Genomic DNA, 17,306 nt, shown 5'->3' with positions numbered 1-17,306 from the left:
GGCGCAAGGGACAGAAGTGGTCAGGGAGTTGGACTTTCTTTACGGACTCTTTGGACTCGCATGGACCGGGGCGGCACCCGCTCTGGCGCCGCGCGCACGGCACACGCTTCACTGCCGCCTCATGAAACGGATCCTGACCGCCGTCTTCGCCGCCGCGCTCCTCGCCCCGTGGCTCATCGCGGCCCCCGCCGGGGCGCAGAACGCGGCCGAGCCGGCGGCCGTACCCCTGGCGCAGACCCCGCCCATGGGCTGGAACAGCTGGAACGCCGTCGGCTGCGGTGTGAACGAGAAGCTGATCACGGACACCGCCGACCGGTTCGACGCCCTGGGCCTCAAGGACCTCGGCTATGAGTATGTGAACATCGACGACTGCTGGGACCTGAAGCAGCGGGACGCCGACGGCCGCCTCGTCGCGGACCCGGCCAAGTTCCCCAGGGGCCTGAAGTGGCTCTCGGACTACGTCCACGAGCGTGGCCTGAAACTCGGCATCTACGGCGATGCCGGCACCGCCACCTGCGCCGGTTACCCCGGCGGACTCGGCCACGAGAAGAACGACGCCCAGCAGTACGCGGACTGGGGCATCGACTACATCAAGTACGACAACTGCAACAACCAGGGTCTGCCCGCCCAGGACCGCTACCGGGCGATGGGCGACGCCATCGCCGCCACCGGCCGGAACATGCTGTTCAACCTGTGCGAGTGGGGCGCCAACAAGCCCTGGGAATGGGCCACCTCGGTCGGCGGCCACTCCTGGCGCACCACCGGCGACATCACCGACGACTGGGACAGCGTCAAAAGCATCGTCCGCGCCAACCTCGCCCTCGCCGACTACGCCGGACCCGGCCATTGGAACGACCCCGACATGCTCCAGGTCGGCAACGGCGGCATGAGCGACTTCGAGTACCGCACCCACTTCGGCATGTGGGCCATGATGGCCTCGCCGCTGCTGCTCGGCACGGACCTGTCGACGGCGTCCGACGCCACACTGAACCTGATCCGCAACCGCGAACTCACCGCCATCGACCAGGACCCCCTCGGCCGGCAGGCCAGGGTCGTCACGGAGACCGGCGGGCGCTACGTCCTGGCGAAACCCCTCGCCGACGGCAGCGTCGCGGTCGGCCTCTACAACGAGAACGACTACACGGCGACGATCACCACGACGGCCGCGGCGACCGGCGTGCGCACAGCAGGCTCGTACGCGCTGCGCGACGTCTTCACCGCAGACGCCCTGCGCAGCCGGGGCCCGATCGAGGCGTCCGTCCCCGCGCGCGGACTCGTCATCTACAAGGTGCGTCCCGCGCGCGCAGGTGATACCTCGACGCCCGCACGCACCTTCGGAGTTGACGCGCCCCTTCTGTATGACGGTGCGCCCGCCTCACTCGTCACGCCCGGCGAGAGCGCCGCCGTGCGCACGCGACTCGCCGACCAGGGCAGCAGGCCGCTGCGCGAGGCGAGCGTGAGGCTCGACGCGCCCGAGGGCTGGCGCGTCGAGCCGGCGGGCCGGACCTCCGCCGCCCGCGTCACCGGCTCCCGGCCCCTCGCCACCGACTGGCGCCTCACGCCCCCGAAGGACCTGAAGCCCGGAACGTACGAGCTCGACGCCACCACCCGGTACCGGCTCGACGGACGCACCGTCAGCGACACGTCCACCACACACGTGACCGTTGCCGACGTCGTACCCGCCGGGGACTCCTATTTGAGCGACACGACCTGGGTGAAGTCCACCAACGGCTGGGGCCCGATGGAACGCGACATGACCAACGGCGACCAGGCCCAGGGCGACGGGACCCCCCTCACCATCGGCGGCACCGTCTACCCCAAGGGCCTCGGCACGCATGCGTGGAGCGAAGCCGTCTACTACACGGCCGGGCACTGCTCGACCCTGAAGGCCGAGGTCGGCGTCGACGACTCGCAGGACAACGTGGGTGCCCAGCGGGGCACCGTGACCTTCGAGGTCTGGAAGGACCGCACGAAGGCTGTCGACACCGGCAAGCTCAGCTGGCAGGGCAAGGCCGTGCCGCTGGACGTCGACGTCTCGGGCAGCCAGTTCGTCCGCCTGGTCGCCACCACCGCCGACGACGGGAACGGCAACGACCACGCGGACTGGGGCGGCCTGAAGGTCACCTGTCCCTAGTGGCTCCGGGACGGGTCGCGCGCTCCAGCTCCACGATCACGGAGTAGTAGCTGCGGCCCGTCGCGTGATCCATGCCGACCTCGCACATCCGGTTCGCCGACAGATGCGCGTCGAAGCCACGGGCGGTCACCTCGGCGGCCTCCTTGCGGGTGGCCGACTCGGTGAGCTCCTTGTGGAGCATGCCTCGGTCGCCCGCGAACGCGCAGCACCCGGCGTCGTCCGGGACGACGACCTCGTCGGCGCAGGCCTCGGCGACGGCCCGCAACTGCGCCACATCGCCCAGGTGTTCCATGGAACACGTCGGATGAAGGACCGCCGAACCGACCGTCCGGTGCACCGTCAGGTGTGGCAGCAGCTCGTCCGCCGCCCACACGATCGAGTCGACGATCTTGAGTTCCTTGTGCAACTCCCTGTTGTCGTCCGTCAGATAGGGGACGACCTCATGGGCGATGCCGAGCGTGCACGACGAGGCGTCGACGACGAGCGGCAGTCTGCCGCCGGCGGTCCAGCCCCACGCCGCCTCGACGATCCGGTTCGCCATGACGGTGTTGCCCTCGTCGTACCCCTTCGAGTGCCAGATCGTGGCGCAGCACGTACCCGCGACATCGTCCGGAATCCAGACCGGCCGTCCCGCGCGCGCGGACACGGCGACCATGGCCTGCGCGAGGGACACCTCTCCGGGGCTGCCGAAGATGCGGTTCACACAGGCCGGGTAGTAGACCGCGGCAGCCCCCACGCGCGCGGTGCGGGGCAGCTTCCGGGCAGCGGCGGCGGGGATCTCCGGCAGCCACTCCGGTACGAGGTCGGGGCGGACGGCCTTGCGGGCGGCCTGGGTCACGGAGGCCAGGAGCCGGTCGCCGATCTTGCCGGCGGCCGCCACGGCGAGCCGCGCCGACGCCTCGACGGCCTTGAAGTGCTTCGCCGTGAACGCGGCCACCTTCTCCTCGCGCGGGGTGTGCCGCGCGTGCCGGAACTCCTTCATGAAGGCGCCCGTGTCGATGCCGACCGGACACGCCAGCTTGCACGTCGAGTCGCCCGCGCAGGTGTCCACAGCGTCGTACCCGTAAGCCTCGACAAGCCCGTCCTCGACCGGCGAGCCGGACGGCTGGCGCATCATCTCGCGGCGCAGGACGATCCGTTGGCGTGGCGTGGTCGTCAGGTCCTCACTGGGACACGTCGGCTCGCAGAAGCCGCACTCGATGCACGGGTCGGCGATCAGCTCCACCTTGGGGATCGTCTTGAGGCCGCGCAGATGGGCCTTGGGGTCGCGGTCGAGGACGATACGCGGCGCGAGGACGCCGTCCGGGTCGATGACCTGCTTGGTGCGCCACATCAACTCCGTGGCCTTCGCGCCCCATTCGAGCTCCAGGAACGGCGCGATGTTGCGCCCCGTGGCGTGCTCGGCCTTGAGCGAACCGTCGAAGCGCTCGACGGTGAGGCGGCAGAACTCGTCCATGAACGCCGCGTACCGCTCGACGTCCTCGGGCCTGCCCGCGTCGAAGGCGAGCAGGAAGTGCAGATTGCCGTGCGCCGCATGACCGGCGACGGCGGCGTCGAAGCCGTGCCGCGTCTGGAGTTCGAGGAGCGCCTCGCACGCCTCGGCCAGGCGCGACGGCGGCACCGCGAAGTCCTCGGTGATCAGCGTCGTCCCGGAGGGGCGCGATCCGCCGACCGCTGTCACGAACGCCTTGCGGGCCTTCCAGTAGCCACCGATCGTCTTCGCGTCCCGCGTGAACGCGTTGGTCACCGAGGCCACGGGCGCCACCAGTTCGAGCCCCTCGAGCACCTCGGCGGCCGCCGCCTCGTAACGCTCCTGGGTGGCCTCGTCCGGCGCGCGGAACTCCACCAGGAGCGCCGTCGTCGACTTGGGCAGGCTCGCCCAGTCGGCGGGCACCCCCTCCACACGCACCGAGGCCCGCAGCGTATTGCCGTCCATCACCTCGACGGCGATCGCGCCCGCCGCGTTGAACAGCGGGACCGCCGCTGCCGCCGCGGGCAGCGAGGGGAAGAACAGCAGCGCCGTGGAGACCTTCCGGTCGAGGGGCAGCGTGTCGAATACGACCTCGGAGATGAAGCCGAACGTCCCCTCGGACCCCACCATGAGGCCGCGCAGGATCTCCACGGGTGTCGCGCCGTCCAGGAAGGCATCCAGGCGGTAGCCGTTGGTGTTCTTGATCTCGTACTTGGCGCGGATACGGGCGACCAGCTCCGCGTCGGCCTCGATCTCGCCCTTGATCTCCAACAGGCCCACGCAGAGAGCCGGTTCGGCGTGCTCGAGGAACGCTTCGGCATCGGGGTCCGCCGTGTCCACCACCGTGCCCGAGGGCAGCACGAAGGTGAGCGAGGCGACCGTCCGGTACGAGTTCCTTGTGGTGCCCGCCGTCATGCCCGAGGCGTTGTTCGCGACGACCCCGCCGATGGTGCAGGCAATGGCGCTTGCCGGGTCGGGACCGAGCACTCGCCCGTGCCGCGCGAGCGTGATGTTGGCGCGCACGACTGTCGTACCGGGGCCGATCCTGGCCCGCTCGCCGTCGCCGATGACCTCGATGCCCGCCCAGTGCTTGCGGACGTCCACGAGGATGTCCTCGCCCTGCGCCTGCCCGTTGAGCGACGTGCCCGCCGCGCGGAAGACCACCTCGCGGCCCCTGCCGTGCGCGTACGACAGGACGGCCGACACGTCGTCGATGTCCTCGGCGACCACCACGACCTGCGGCACGAAACGGTAGGGACTCGCGTCCGACGCGTACCGCACGAGGTCCGAGATGTGCGTGAGGACCTTGTCCGCCCCCAGGAGCCCGGACAGCTCGGAGCGGAGCGGCTCCGGGGTCCCGCCGGCCCGCGCGTCCGGTACCCGGTCGGGCGCCGGGTCTCCCGCGTGCGGTCCCGGGCGCAGGGCTTCCGGCTTCGGCTCCAGCAGGGGCATGCCTCTCCAACCTCTCTTCGGCCGCTGTCGGCCCGGGGCTAACAGCGGTGGTCGTACGGCGTCTCGAACAGCGCGTTCATCAGGACGCCCAGCTGGGCGCGCTGGTCGGGGCTCAATGGAGCCAGGATGTCCTCTGCGGCGGTCCTGCGCGCGCTGCGCAGCTCACGCAGCGCCTTGCGGCCCTGTTCGGTGAGCTCGATGCGGATCACCCTGCGGTTCGTGGGATCGGGCACCCGGCGCACCAGCTCGGCCGTCTCCAGACCGTCGACCAGGGTCGTCACGGCGCGGGGCACGACTTCGAGGCGCTCGGCCAGGTCGGCCATGCGCGGCGGGGTGTCGTAGTGCACGAGGGTGCGCAGAAGCCGGGACTGGGCGGGCGTGATCCCGACCGGCTCCAGATAGCGCTTCTGGATCCGCTGCAGCCGCCGGGTCAGCCGGAGCAGCTGCTCCGCGAGAAGGCCGTCGGCGTCCGGGGTACTCATGTGCGGAACAATATCAGGACCTTGTTCATTGTGAGTATAGGTAACAATGAGCTATGCTCCCTGAGACCTTGAATCACGACTCGTAGGAGGCTCATGCGTCACGACGAACCCGGCTGGACGCCGTCGCCCTCCGACGCCACGTCGCCGGAGCCGCGGCAGATGCGCCGCATCCTGGCCCTCTTCCGTCCCTATCGTGCCCGCCTCGCGCTGGTCGGCCTGCTCGTCGGTGCCGCCTCGCTCGTCTCGGTCGCCACGCCCTTCCTGCTCAAGGAGATCCTCGACACCGCGATCCCGCAGGGCCGCACCGGGCTGCTGAGCCTGCTCGCCCTGGGCATGATCCTCAGCGCCGTCGTGACCAGCGTCTTCGGCGTCCTGCAGACCCTGATCTCCACGACCGTCGGCCAGCGCGTCATGCACGACCTGCGCACCGCCGTGTACGGCCGGCTCCAGCGCATGTCGCTCGCCTTCTTCACCAGGACCCGCACGGGCGAGGTCCAGTCCCGCATCGCCAACGACATCGGCGGCATGCAGGCGACGGTCACCTCCACCGCCACGTCCCTGGTCTCCAACCTCACCAGTGTGGTCGCCACCATCGTGGCGATGGTCGCGCTCGACTGGCGGCTCACGGCCGTCTCGCTGGTCCTGCTGCCCCTCTTCGTGTGGATCAGCCGCCGCGTCGGCCGCGAGCGCAAGAAGATCGCCACGGAGCGCCAGAAGCAGATGGCCGCGATGGCCGCCACGGTCACCGAGTCCCTCTCCGTGAGCGGCATCCTCCTCGGCCGCACGATGGGCCGCGCAGACTCGCTCACCCGCTCGTTCGCCGACGAGTCCGACCAACTCGTCGGGCTCGAGGTCCGGTCGAACATGGCGGGGCGCTGGCGCATGGCCGTCATCACGGTCGTCATGGCCGCCATGCCCGCCGTCATCTACTGGGTCGCGGGCGTCGCGCTCCAGCTCGGCGGCCCCTCCGTCTCGATCGGCACCCTGGTCGCCTTCGTCTCGCTCCAGCAGGGCCTGTTCCGGCCGACCGTGAGCCTGCTCGCCACCGGCGTCCAGATTCAGACCTCGCTGGCGCTCTTCCAGCGCATTTTCGAGTACCTCGACCTGCCGATCGACATCACCGAGCCCGAGCAGCCCGTCCGCCTCGACACGATCAAGGGTGAAGTCCGCTTCGAGGACGTCGAGTTCCGTTACGACGCCGCCGACGGCAAGAGCGCGGCCATACTCGACGGGATCGACGTCACCGTCCCCGCGGGCGGCAGCCTGGCCGTCGTCGGCCCCACCGGCTCCGGCAAGTCCACGCTCAGCTACCTGGTGCCGCGTCTGTACGACGTCACGGGCGGGCGCGTCACCCTCGACGGGGTGGATGTGCGCGACCTGGACTTCGACACCCTCGCCCGTGCCGTCGGCGTCGTCTCCCAGGAGACGTACCTCTTCCACGCCTCGGTCGCGGAGAACCTCCGGTTCGCCAAGCCCGACGCCACCGAGGAGGAGCTGCACGCTGCGGCCAGGGCGGCCCAGATCCACGAGCACATCGCGTCCCTGCCCGACGGGTACGACACCGTCGTCGGCGAGCGTGGCCACCGGTTCTCCGGCGGCGAGAAGCAGCGTCTCGCCATCGCCCGCACGATCCTGCGCGACCCGCCGATCCTCATCCTCGACGAGGCGACGAGCGCCCTGGACACCCGCACCGAGTTCGCCGTGCAGGAAGCCATCGACGCCCTGTCGGCCAACCGTACGACCGTGACCATCGCCCACCGGCTGTCCACGATCCGGGGCGCCGACCAGATCGTCGTCCTCGACGGCGGGCAGGTGGCCGAGCGCGGCACCCACGAGGAGCTTCTGGAACGGGACGGCCGCTATGCCGCCCTGGTCCGCAGAGACTCCCAACTGGAGCCCGCGAGCCCAGCCTGATCCGAACGAAAGACCCTGGGCCGTGACCGGGCGTGCGGGTGACGCCCAAGTGGAGCCACCGACGTTACGATATGCCCCGGTTTGCCATCCTCTGCGGGTTAGCGTTCGGCCATGCTGAACGAGACTCCGCAAAGGAGCACGATGCGACTGACGCGCCGGGGCCGCGCCTCCCTGATCGCTGGTGGGGCCCTCGTGGCGGCGGCCGCCGCGGTGGTGGTGCCGCTCCTGCTCCCGCACCACGGGGGCGGTGACAAGCGGCCGCAGGCGCTGACCGTCCCCGAAGGCTGGCGTGCGCGCCAGGTCTACGAGGCCCTGGACAAGGCCCTCGGTGTCCCGGCAGGCACGAGCAAAAGGGCCGTCCCCAAGGCCGGCCTCAAGCTTCCGGGGGACGCGGGGGGCAACCCGGAGGGCTACCTCTTCCCGGCGACGTATCCACTCAACGACAAGTCGACTCCGGCGGGCCTGCTGTCCTACATGGTCAACACCGCCAACAGGAAGTTGAACGGCAGCCAGGTGACGGCGGGAGCCGACCGGGACGCGGTGAACCCCTATCAGACCCTCACCATCGCGAGCATCGTCGAGGCCGAGGCGGCCACCAAGGAAGACATGGGGAAGGTGGCCCGCGTCATCTACAACCGGCTCGACCGCGGTATGCCGCTCCAGATGGACTCGACCATCAACTACGGGCTGAACCGCTCCACGCTCGACACCACCACCAAGGACACCCGGGCCGAGAACCCGTACAACACCTATGTCCGGATGGGGCTGCCGCCCACCCCCATCGCCAACCCCGGGGCCGAGGCCATGAAGGCCGCGATCAGCCCGCCGCAGGGGGACTGGGTGTACTTCGTGACGGTCAAGCCCGGTGACACCCGCTTCACCGCGGACTTCAACGAACAGCAGAAGAACGTCGCGGAGTTCAACAAGCTGCGCACGAGCGGCAAGCCGTCGTCCGCCTGAGCGGGTCGCGACGGACTGGGCCGCGCCTGATCGCACGCCGCCTGATCGGGCCGCGCCGGAGCGTCGCGCTCGGGAGCGTCAGGCGGCGACCGGCGCCCCGGCCAGCAGGCGCTTGATGTCCCGTACAGCCGCGCGCCCCGCCCGGTTGGCGCCGATCGTGCTGGCCGAAGGCCCGTAGCCCACCAGATGGATCCGTGGATCGGCGACCACCCGGGTGTCCTCGGCCTGGATGCCGCCGCCGGGCCCGCGCAGCCTCAGCGGTGCCAGATGCTCGATCGCGGGCCGGAAGCCCGTGGCCCACAGGATGACGTCCGCGTCGACCCGCCGGCCGTCGTCCCACTCGACGCCGGACGGCGTGATCCGGTCGAACATCGGAAGCCGGTCGAGCACACCGTCGGCGCGGGCCTGCCGGATCGCGTCGTTCAGCGGCAGACCCGTCACCGACACCACGCTCTGCGGGGGCAGCCCCGCCCGGACCCGCTCGTCGACCAGGGCGACCGCCGCGCGGCCGAAGTTCTCGTCGAAGGGGCCCTCGTTGAAGACGGGCGGCCGGCGCGTCACCCAGGTCGTCGCGGCCGCGTGGGGCGCGATCTCCATCAGATGCTGCGTCCCGGAGGCCCCGCCGCCCACCACGATCACCCGCTGTCCGCGAAACGCCTCCGGACCCGGGTAGATCGCGGTGTGGAGCTGACGTCCGCGGAACGTCTCCTGCCCCGGGTAGCGCGGCCAGAACGGCCGGTCCCAGGTGCCCGTCGCATTGATCAGCGCACGCGTCGACCACGTCCCGGCGGACGTCTCGACGAGCAGCCTCCCTCCCCCAAGGACTCCGACAGGCTCCGTCCAGGGGGGACCCCCGCCGCCTTCACGCACGGCGCGCACGTCGACGGGACGCCGCACCCGCAGGTCGAACGTCTCCTCGTACGAGGCGAAGTACGCCGCGATCACCTCCGACGACGGCCGGGCCGGGTCCGCGCCGGTCAGTTCCAAGCCCGGCAGCGAGTGCATGCCGTGCACCTTGCCGTACGTCAGCGAAGGCCAGCGGAACTGCCAGGCGCCGCCGGGGCGTGGGGAGTGGTCGAGCACGACGAAGTCCCGCTCCGGCTCGAAGCCGGCCCGGCGCAGGTGATAGGCGCTGGACAGTCCTGCCTGTCCAGCGCCTACGACGACCACGTCGACCTCGTGTACGTCCGCTGTGTCCCGCACCCCGATATCGTTCACGCTTCTACTAACTGAACCGGGGTCCTGGATCTTCCCGCAGTGAGCGCGCGACGGTTCAGCGGCCCCCGGCGACCAGAAGCGGCGCGCCACCGACGGCCGGCCTGGTGAGCGGCGACGCCGGTGTCCGCGGCAGCAGACCGCGCGCCGCCAGGTCCGGGATCACACCCTCCCCGAACCAGTACGCCTCCTCCAGATGGGGATAGCCCGACAGGACGAAGTGCTCGACGCCCAGCGCGTGGTATTCCTCGATCCGGTCCGCGACGTCGGAGTGGCTGCCGACGAGCGCCGTGCCGGCGCCGCCCCGCACGAGACCCACGCCCGCCCACAGATTGGGCGAGATCTCCAGGTCGTCGCGCGAGCCCCCGTGGAGCGCGAGCATCCGCTGCTGCCCGACCGACTCGCTGCGGCCGAGCGCCTCCTGGGCGGCCGCCACGGTCTCCGGCGACAGGTCGTCGAGCAGCCGGTTCGCCGTTGCCCACGCCTCCGCCGACGAGTCGCGCGAAATCGTGTGCAGCCGGATGCCGAACCGGACGGTGCGCCCCTCCTTCTCGGCGAGCCCTCGGATCCAGTCGATCTTCTGCTTCACCTGCTCGGGCGGCTCGCCCCAGGTCAGATAGACATCGGTGTGCCGCGCGGCGACCGGACCCGCCGCGGCCGACGAACCGCCGAAGAAGATCTCCGGCAGCGGGTCCGGCGGCAGCGCGGTGAGACCGCCCTCCACCTGGTAGTGCTCACCGTCGAAGTCGAACGGCTGCCCGCTCCACACACCCCGCACGACCGACAGGAACTCGTCGGTCCGCGCGTAGCGCCGGTCGTGGTCCAGGTGGTCGCCGAAGCGCCGCTGCTCGGTCGAGTCACCACCCGTCACCACGTTCAGGAGCAGCCGCCCGCGCGTGATCCGCTGGTACGTCGCCGCCATCTGGGCGGCGAGCACCGGCGAGATCACCCCGGGCCGGAACGCCACGAGGAACTTGAGCCGCTTCGTGTGCTGGGCGAGGGCCACCGTCGTCAGCCAGGCGTCCTCGCACCACGTGCCCGTCGGCGTCAGGACCGCCTCGAACCCCAACTGCTCGGCGGCCTTGGCTATTTGGGTCAGGTAGTCGATGTCGGGCGCGCGCACGCCGCTGACCGGAGCGATCCGCGAGCGCTTCACGCCCCCGTCGGTGTAGGCGTGTCGGTCCACGAGCGTGCGGCCGTCGCCGCCGGTCGGCAGAAACCAGTGAAGGTGGACGCTCATCGTCAGGACTCCTTGCCGAAGGTGCGGGGCGCGGTCGTCGACGCCGGCAGACCACCGTTGAAGCGGGTGTCCACGAACGACGCGAAGTCGACCTTCCGGGGGATCAGCTTCAGCGTCGCGAAGGTGTCGGCGATCTGCTGCTCCGAGGCGATGGCGGGCTTGTCCACGGCGACGGTGACCCGGGTGCCGTTGGTGCGCTTCACCGCGTCCAGAGCGACGTCGTAGGGCAGCCCGGTGTCCTTCGCCCAGACCTTCGCCCACGCCTCGGGATGCTTGAAGACCCAGTCCTGGGCACGCTTGAGCCGCTTGAGGTAGTCACCGATCGCAGCGGCCTTCTTGCTGTCCTTGAGCGAGGACGGCGCCGCGACCTGGAACGCGAGCCCATTGGTGAGCCCGTCCCCATCGGTGAGCACACGCCCCTGCTTCCCCCGCAGAACCTGGGAGGTGTACGGGTCCCAGACGGCCCAGGCGTCCACCTTGCCCCCGGTGAACGCGGCCAGCGCGTCGGCCGGCTGGAGGTACTTGACCTGCACGTCCTTCAGGGAAAGACCGGCCTTCTTCAGGGAAGCGACCAACTGGTAGTGCGCGGACGAGCCCTGCGCCACGGCGATGGACCTGCCCTTGAGATCCTCGGGCTTCTTCAGCTTCGAGTCGGTCGGGACGAGGATGGTGTCGCCCTTCGCGGTCCCGTGGCTGGCCGCCACGATGGTGATCTTCGAGTTGGCGCCGGCCGCGAAGACGGGCGGGGTGTTGCCGACCCCTCCGATATCGACCGCCTTGGCGTTGACGGCCTCAAGGAGCGGTGGCCCGGACGTGAAGGTCGACCAGCGGATCTTGTAGTCGAGGTCGTCGAGCTCTCCGGCGGCCCGGAGTACGGCTTCCGAACCGCCCTTCTGGTCACCGACGTTGAGCGTGAGGCTCCCCTTGCCGTCGGTGCCGCCGCCGCCCGAGCCGCCGGTGGACGTATCGGCGGCGGAGGTACCGGAGCAGGCGGCGAGCAGCAGGGCCAGGGGGAGCAGCAGAGCGGGGGCGAGGCGTCGTCGCATGGGGAGTCCGTTCGGTGGGTTCATGGCAGGTCGTCCTGGCGGGTTGGTCATGGCTGGTCGGTCTCGGCGGGTGGGCTTCGGCCCGCCGGCGCAGGCCGGCATGGCCGTAGGGCGGTGTGCCGGTACGGGTGGTGTGTGTAGGGGCGGGAGGGCCTGACGAAACGTCAGGCGGCGGCAGTGGTAGCGGCAGGGGAGGAAGTCTCCGGCGCGTCGACCCCCAGTCGGTGGAGCAGCTCGGTGCGCAGTTCGCCGAAGCGCGGGTCGGATATCCCGCGCGGACGCTCCAGATCGATCTCGGTCTCGTACGCGATGACGCCTTCGTCCATCACGAGCACACGGTCGGCGAGCAGGACGGCCTCCTCGACGTCGTGCGTGACCAGGAGGACGGCGCAGCCGCGTCGCTGCCACAGCTCGTCGACGAGGCGCTGCGCCTTGATGCGGGTGAGCGCGTCGAGTGCGCCGAACGGCTCGTCGAGCAGCAGCAGATCGGGCTCGCGCACCAGAGCGCGGGCCAGCGACGCACGCTGGGCCTCGCCGCCGGACAGGGTTTTGGGCCACGCGTTCGTGCGATGGTCGAGTCCGACTTCTTCCAATGCCCGCTCGGCGAGGGCCCGTTCGGGCTTGCCCGGCAGCCCGAGCAGTACGTTGCGCCACACCCGCTTCCACGGCATGAGACGCGGCGCCTGGAACGCGACGGCCTTGCGGCGCGGCACGAGCACGGTGCCCTCGATGTCGCGGTCGAGCCCGGCGAGGATGCGCAGCAGGGTCGACTTGCCGCAGCCGCTGCGGCCGAGGAGCGCCACGAACTCGCCCGGCTTCACGTCGAGATCGAGGCGGTCGATGACGGCACGCCCGTCGAAGGAGCGGGTGAGCCCCTCCACGCGCACGGCCGAACGGGTCTCTGTGGACGGGGACTTGGTGGTGGTCACCGGCCGGTGAACGTCGGTCGCCATTGCAGCAGCAGCCTTTCGAGGGTACGGACGACGAAGTCGGCGAGCAGGCCGAGGAACGCGTAGACGATCAGGCAGACGACGATGACGTCGGTCCGCAGGAAGTCGCGGGCCTGCACCATCAGGAAGCCGATGCCGGCGTCCGCGTTGATCTGCTCGGCGAAGACGAGGGCCAGCCAGGAGATGCCGAGCGAGTACCGCAGCCCGGTCATGGCGCCGGGCAGCGCGCCCGGCAGGACCACATGGCGTACGAGACCCCAGCGGGAGAGTCCGAGCGACTCCCCGGCCTCGATCAACTGCGCGTCCACGCCGCGGATTCCGGCGTACACGTTCAGATACAACGGGAACGAGACGCCCAGCGTGATGATGGCGATCTTCGGCGCCTCGCCGATCCCGAACCAGATGATGAACAGCGGGATCAGCCCTACGAACGGCACGGTCCGCAGCATCTGCACGCTTGCGTCGACGAGGTCCTCGCCGACCCGGAACAGGCCTGAGACAAGGGCGAGTCCGGTACCGACGACGACGCCGAACAGCAGGCCGATCGCGACGCGCTGGAGCGAGACCCCCATGGCGTTGGGCAGCGACCCGTCGGAGACGAGATCACCGGCGACCCTGGCGATGGTGCCGGGCGAGGCGAGGACATCGGCGGTCAACACACCTGTACTGCTGAGGAGTTGCCACAGGATGAGCAGCAGGACGGGTCCGGAGGTGCGACGCAGCCAGCGCGGGACCCGAGTGCGCCGGGTGGAGGAGGGGACGAGACGGACGAGCTCGGGACTGCCGACGGAATCGACATGGGATGGGGCATCGGATGGGGCATCGGAATCGGCGGGGACGGCATCCGGGGCAGCCGACTTGGCGACGACGTCCGGATCCGGCGGGGCATGGCTGATGCTCATGGGTGCTCCACGCAGAAGGCAGGGGAGGGCAGCGGTGAAGGTGAAAGGGGTACGCGTGTGCGTCAGCGCCCCCGCGTGAGTTCACGCGGGGTCGAGGCAGGGGCGTACGGGGCTACGCGACGTAGCCGGAGATGCGGGGAAAGGGCGTCAGCAGCCGCGGCGACACGCGGCGGAGGCCACCCGCAGCAGGTCGATGTGACCGCGCGTGGTGAGCAGAACTGAACGCAACATGCCGCAGAAAGTAGCCACCTTGTCGACGCAAGGTCAATGGCGTCTCGATGGATGGACACGCTGTATCAGGTGGTGGGCCCGGATCGGGCGCGGACGGCGCCCGATGAGTGAGGATGGACGCATGTCCGACGCCTTCACCACGCGCATCCTGAACGTATCCACCGGCTCCGCGGAGCGGGTCGTCGACCTGACCCACGACTGCGAGACCTTCCTGAGCGAGGTCGCCGCGGGCCGCGACGGCCTGCTCAACATCTTCGTGCCCCACGCGACGGCCGGCGTGGCCGTCATCGAGACGGGCGCGGGCAGCGACGACGACCTCCTCGCCACCCTCCACTCCCTGCTCCCCGAGGACGACCGCTGGCAACACCGCCACGGCTCCCCGGGCCACGGCCGCGACCACGTCCTCCCGGCCCTGGTCCCACCCCACGCCACCCTCCCGGTGATCGCCGGCACCCTGGAAATGGGCACGTGGCAGTCGGTGTGCCTGGTGGATACGAACAAGGACAATCCGCGTCGGCAGGTGCGGTTGTCGTTTCTTGGGTGACGAGGGTGCCGACTGCAGGTCTGAAGTCCGGCCGCGCCGACCTCATGCTCGCGATGGCGGTTAACCGGAGCAAGCGGGTGGGAAGGCAGGCGGTGGGCGGCGGACTTGGACGGTCTTGACGGCGGGCATCGCCAGGACCGGCTCGGCACAGGTTCCATCAGCCCATTCCCGCTCCCTGGTCGCCCTGCTTGGCGGCGATCGAAGCCGCGCGGACTCAGCTTGACGCTGCGCCAACTCGCCCCGTTGTTCGGCATCTCGAAGCCTGCCGCGGACCGCGTCATCGCCCGGCTCGGTCCCCTGCTTGCACTCCAGTCGCGCCAGCGGTTCCAAAGGGAATCCGTGCTCATCGTGGACGGAACCCTGGTACCCACCCGCGACCACGCGGTCGCCGAACAGTCCAAGAACTATCGGTACTCCACCAACCATCAAGTCGTCATTGACGCCGACACCCGCCTCGGCGTTGTGGTTCAGGCAGGTGAGGGACCGCGTCGAGCATGTCTTCTTCGCTCGTATGAAGTGCTGGAAGTCCGGTGCCCGGATAGCCGCCGTCCGCGATCGTCGTGGTGGCGCCGATCGCGTCCTTGGCGCCGGATTCCGCCCACGCCTTGCAGTCGTTGCCGCTTCCGGGCAGGGGCCGGCCGACGGCCACCGCACTCCCTGACCACACCGGAGATCATTTACGGGACAACTCCTAGGGTGTGGGCCGAGCTCCACCGGCCGGTCCTCGACGAACTCGGCGCGCGCGGCGAGCTGGACTCTCAGAACGCCTGTAGGTAGACCCTCGCCTGCTCGGCGTTCAGCGTTTGGACATAGAGGTCGATCCACTGCACCTTCTTACGCCGGTCGTCCTTCACGCACGGAGGGCACACCCCCGTCCATCGCGCCCCCTTGAGCGTCTGCGGCTCGGTCAGACCTAGGTGCCCGAAGCGCTCTCCCTCCGGAGCGAAGTCCTTTGTCTTGTCCTTCAAGGGCTCTTCGGAGTGCAGGTCTTCTGCGATGCTCTCGGCGTTCTTCTCGCTGGTAACGAAGGAGAGGAGGTAGATGTCCTCTTGTGGATTGATCCGGACAGCGCCCTTGGACTGAGTGGCGCCTTTGGGTACCGCCACGTTCATGAACGCGGATGCCTCGGCAGCGCCCGCCTCCTTGTCCCAGTGCCAGTCACGTCCCTCGGTCACGCGGCGATCGTCCGCGTCCGAGCCGGAGCACGAGGCAAGGACAAGGACGGTCGCCAGCGCCGTGAAGAGGTGGGCGCAACGTCGGATCTTCAACGGTTCTCCTCGTCGCCGCGGGAAACGTCCCCGCGGGTACCTTCGCGACCTTGGTCCGGCGGGTTCACGGTTGGGTTCGTGTCACTGTTCAGGTCGTACGTGTAGGTCGAGCTGCTGCCCCGCATGTCGAATTCCTGGGCCAGGCCCGTCTTGTGCAGACGGCCCATCTCGGAGTCCGGGATCTCGCCGATGGCGGGGAAGGTGGTCGACTTGCCGGCGTCCCAGTTGTACCGGTCCCAGACATTGGCCTGGTAGTCGAGCGAGACTTTCGGCTTGCCGTCCTCACCGGCGCTGACGGTGACCATCCCCGACACGTTCTGCTGATGGGAGCCGACCGCGTGGAACCACTCGTCACTGCCGAAAGTCCGGCCAACCGCCTTACTCTCCACCGGCACGACGACTGTCTTGTCGCCGCCGGCCTTCTCGAAGGCGTCGAGCCCCTGCTTGCGCCAGTCGTCCTGGTTCTGGGCGATGTGGACCGAGACGTCGTCGCGAAAGCCGGAGTCGTCTTGCAGGATGCGGTCGATGTCCAGATCCAGCGGCTCACCGGTCTTGCCGAGGTAGTGCTCCATGTTGCGTGACGCCGCGTTCTCCCCGGTGAAGTCGCCTCCGGCCGCGATGCCCTGGGCCCGGGCCAAATACCACAGGTCCTTGGCCGTGGGGTCTTCGGTGTTGAAGGCTCCTGAGCCTTCGTCCGGGCTGTGCCACTCGTACAGCGGGCTCATGATGCCGGCTTTTCGCAGCTCGTCGCCCTTCTCCTGGAGGAGGATGCCGCGGGTGACCGGATCGAGATCGTGCCACCACTCGGCGACCGCCTTCTTGCCCTTGGGGATGTGTTCCGCCTTGGCCGTCTCTTCAAGTGATGGGTATGGGTTGGACGTCGCTTCTCGGTTGAAGCCGCCGATGGTGCCGTCCACGAGGTTCTTGTCCTGCATCAAGGCGGAGAGGGCGAGCTTGAACCCTTCGTCGGCGTCGTTCACTGCCTTTACGGCGGCGTCGATCTGTTCGCCCCAACTGCTGGCAGCCGTGCGGGCGCTCTCCTGGTAATCGGGATCGTGGGCGTAGGCGATGTACTCGGAGTGGTCGAGCTTCGACGTATCGAAGGCGACGATGCCTTGCTCCGACACTTTCATGCCGGCCTTCACGGCGTCCTCCCGGACGTGCTCGATCTGCTTCCGAAGACGGTTGAACTCGGCGTGTGCGTCCCGGAACAGTTCTGCGGCGGCCTTCGCCTCTCTCTGCGCCCCTTGGTACTCCTTCAGCGTCACGTCGAAGCGCGCGGAGCCGGCGTTCGCGCTGATGCCCACCCACGTGTCGCCGAGGGAGATGCCATGCACTTCCCTCCTGTACGTCCCCACCAGTGTGCCGAAGTCCTCAGCCATGGCGGCCCAGTCATCGGCGGCCGTCGTGAGCTTCGACAAGTCGGTGGCCGTGATCTCGTAGTACGTTGCCACTGATGAACTCCTGGCGCAGGGCTCGTAGTTCGGATGAGGAAGA

Annotated in this window: 14 protein-coding genes and 2 pseudogenes; 5 read left to right on the top strand and 11 right to left on the bottom strand. The window is 69.5% G+C overall.

What is annotated here, in order from left to right:
• Positions 1-121 precede the first annotated feature (121 nt).
• On the top strand, positions 122-2,134 hold the full coding sequence (locus CG723_RS39820; RefSeq protein ID WP_100598428.1) for an NPCBM/NEW2 domain-containing protein: 2,013 nt from the start codon (positions 122-124) through the stop codon (positions 2,132-2,134).
• On the opposite strand, the gene CG723_RS39815 is transcribed toward CG723_RS39820, so the two are convergent.
• Positions 2,121-5,057 carry an FAD-binding and (Fe-S)-binding domain-containing protein gene (locus tag CG723_RS39815; RefSeq protein WP_100598427.1) on the bottom strand — a complete coding sequence of 979 codons (2,937 nt, stop codon included), beginning with the start codon at positions 5,055-5,057 and terminating at the stop codon, positions 2,121-2,123. The genes CG723_RS39820 and CG723_RS39815 overlap by 14 nt on opposite strands.
• A gap of 38 nt (positions 5,058-5,095) precedes the next feature.
• A complete protein-coding gene (locus CG723_RS39810; RefSeq protein WP_100598426.1) occupies positions 5,096-5,539 on the bottom strand; it encodes a MarR family winged helix-turn-helix transcriptional regulator in 444 nt (147 codons plus the stop codon).
• A gap of 93 nt (positions 5,540-5,632) precedes the next feature.
• Between CG723_RS39810 and CG723_RS39805 the strand changes: the two genes are divergently transcribed.
• On the top strand, positions 5,633-7,453 hold the full coding sequence (locus CG723_RS39805; protein WP_100598425.1) for an ABC transporter ATP-binding protein: 1,821 nt from the start codon (positions 5,633-5,635) through the stop codon (positions 7,451-7,453).
• Positions 7,454-7,564: 111 nt separating this feature from the next.
• Entirely contained in the window at positions 7,565-8,413 is an 849-nt protein-coding gene (gene mltG / locus CG723_RS39800) for an endolytic transglycosylase MltG (RefSeq protein WP_100598424.1), read from the top strand.
• A gap of 78 nt (positions 8,414-8,491) precedes the next feature.
• On the opposite strand, the gene CG723_RS39795 is transcribed toward mltG, so the two are convergent.
• The 6 genes from CG723_RS39795 to CG723_RS49410 all read right to left on the bottom strand — a co-directional run bounded on the left by CG723_RS39795 (position 8,492) and on the right by CG723_RS49410 (position 13,997).
• Entirely contained in the window at positions 8,492-9,616 is a 1,125-nt protein-coding gene (locus tag CG723_RS39795; RefSeq protein ID WP_100598423.1) for an NAD(P)-binding domain-containing protein, read from the bottom strand.
• Between the two features lie 70 nt (positions 9,617-9,686).
• Positions 9,687-10,868 (bottom strand): LLM class flavin-dependent oxidoreductase, encoded by a 1,182-nt coding sequence (locus CG723_RS39790; protein WP_100598422.1) that lies wholly within the window; start codon positions 10,866-10,868, stop codon positions 9,687-9,689.
• Positions 10,869-10,870: 2 nt separating this feature from the next.
• A complete protein-coding gene (locus tag CG723_RS39785; protein WP_100598458.1) occupies positions 10,871-11,914 on the bottom strand; it encodes an ABC transporter substrate-binding protein in 1,044 nt (347 codons plus the stop codon).
• Positions 11,915-12,078: 164 nt separating this feature from the next.
• Positions 12,079-12,867, bottom strand: a complete 789-nt coding sequence (locus CG723_RS39780; RefSeq protein ID WP_100598421.1) for an ABC transporter ATP-binding protein — start codon at positions 12,865-12,867, stop codon at positions 12,079-12,081.
• Positions 12,840-13,766, bottom strand: coding sequence for an ABC transporter permease (locus CG723_RS39775; RefSeq protein ID WP_100598420.1), 927 nt, complete (start codon positions 13,764-13,766; stop codon positions 12,840-12,842). The genes CG723_RS39780 and CG723_RS39775 overlap by 28 nt, the downstream gene beginning before the upstream one ends.
• 147 nt (positions 13,767-13,913) lie before the next feature.
• Positions 13,914-13,997: a putative leader peptide gene (locus tag CG723_RS49410; protein WP_350495123.1), complete on the bottom strand. Its 84-nt coding sequence runs from the start codon at positions 13,995-13,997 to the stop codon at positions 13,914-13,916.
• 121 nt (positions 13,998-14,118) lie between these two features.
• Between CG723_RS49410 and CG723_RS39770 the strand changes: the two genes are divergently transcribed.
• Positions 14,119-14,541: a YjbQ family protein gene (locus CG723_RS39770; RefSeq protein ID WP_100598419.1), complete on the top strand. Its 423-nt coding sequence runs from the start codon at positions 14,119-14,121 to the stop codon at positions 14,539-14,541.
• Positions 14,542-14,646: 105 nt separating this feature from the next.
• A pseudogene (locus CG723_RS39765) lies at positions 14,647-15,009 on the top strand (hypothetical protein); the annotation flags it as partial.
• A 43-nt stretch (positions 15,010-15,052) separates the two neighbouring features.
• Here the strand turns inward: CG723_RS39765 and CG723_RS39760 are convergent.
• From CG723_RS39760 to CG723_RS39750, 3 genes and pseudogenes are all read right to left on the bottom strand, one after another.
• Positions 15,053-15,190 (bottom strand): annotated as a pseudogene (locus CG723_RS39760) (IS5/IS1182 family transposase); the annotation flags it as partial.
• A gap of 109 nt (positions 15,191-15,299) precedes the next feature.
• Entirely contained in the window at positions 15,300-15,809 is a 510-nt protein-coding gene (locus CG723_RS39755) for a hypothetical protein (RefSeq protein WP_234374767.1), read from the bottom strand.
• Positions 15,806-17,230 carry a hypothetical protein gene (locus CG723_RS39750; RefSeq protein ID WP_234374766.1) on the bottom strand — a complete coding sequence of 475 codons (1,425 nt, stop codon included), beginning with the start codon at positions 17,228-17,230 and terminating at the stop codon, positions 15,806-15,808. Before CG723_RS39750 ends, CG723_RS39755 begins: the two co-directional genes overlap by 4 nt.
• Positions 17,231-17,306: the final 76 nt, after the last annotated feature.

The sequence above is a fragment of the Streptomyces sp. CB01635 genome (assembly GCF_002803065.1).
GTDB lineage: Bacteria > Actinomycetota > Actinomycetes > Streptomycetales > Streptomycetaceae > Streptomyces.
The sequence above is the reverse complement of the archived record's forward strand: the minus strand, read 5'-3'. Positions and strand labels throughout refer to the sequence as shown.

What these genes read in the sequence shown, in the direction of transcription:
- CG723_RS39820 (WP_100598428.1), top strand. Translation starts at nt 122, where the DNA reads ATGAAACGGATCCTGACCGCCGTCTTCGCCGCCGCGCTCCTCGCCCCG.
- CG723_RS39815 (WP_100598427.1), bottom strand. Translation starts at nt 5,057, where the DNA reads ATGCCCCTGCTGGAGCCGAAGCCGGAAGCCCTGCGCCCGGGACCGCAC.
- CG723_RS39810 (WP_100598426.1), bottom strand. Translation starts at nt 5,539, where the DNA reads ATGAGTACCCCGGACGCCGACGGCCTTCTCGCGGAGCAGCTGCTCCGG.
- CG723_RS39805 (WP_100598425.1), top strand. Translation starts at nt 5,633, where the DNA reads ATGCGTCACGACGAACCCGGCTGGACGCCGTCGCCCTCCGACGCCACG.
- mltG (WP_100598424.1), top strand. Translation starts at nt 7,565, where the DNA reads ATGCTGAACGAGACTCCGCAAAGGAGCACGATGCGACTGACGCGCCGG.
- CG723_RS39790 (WP_100598422.1), bottom strand. Translation starts at nt 10,868, where the DNA reads ATGAGCGTCCACCTTCACTGGTTTCTGCCGACCGGCGGCGACGGCCGC.
- CG723_RS39785 (WP_100598458.1), bottom strand. Translation starts at nt 11,914, where the DNA reads ATGCGACGACGCCTCGCCCCCGCTCTGCTGCTCCCCCTGGCCCTGCTG.
- CG723_RS39780 (WP_100598421.1), bottom strand. Translation starts at nt 12,867, where the DNA reads ATGGCGACCGACGTTCACCGGCCGGTGACCACCACCAAGTCCCCGTCC.
- CG723_RS39775 (WP_100598420.1), bottom strand. Translation starts at nt 13,766, where the DNA reads ATGAGCATCAGCCATGCCCCGCCGGATCCGGACGTCGTCGCCAAGTCG.
- CG723_RS49410 (WP_350495123.1), bottom strand. Translation starts at nt 13,997, where the DNA reads ATGTTGCGTTCAGTTCTGCTCACCACGCGCGGTCACATCGACCTGCTG.
- CG723_RS39770 (WP_100598419.1), top strand. Translation starts at nt 14,119, where the DNA reads ATGTCCGACGCCTTCACCACGCGCATCCTGAACGTATCCACCGGCTCC.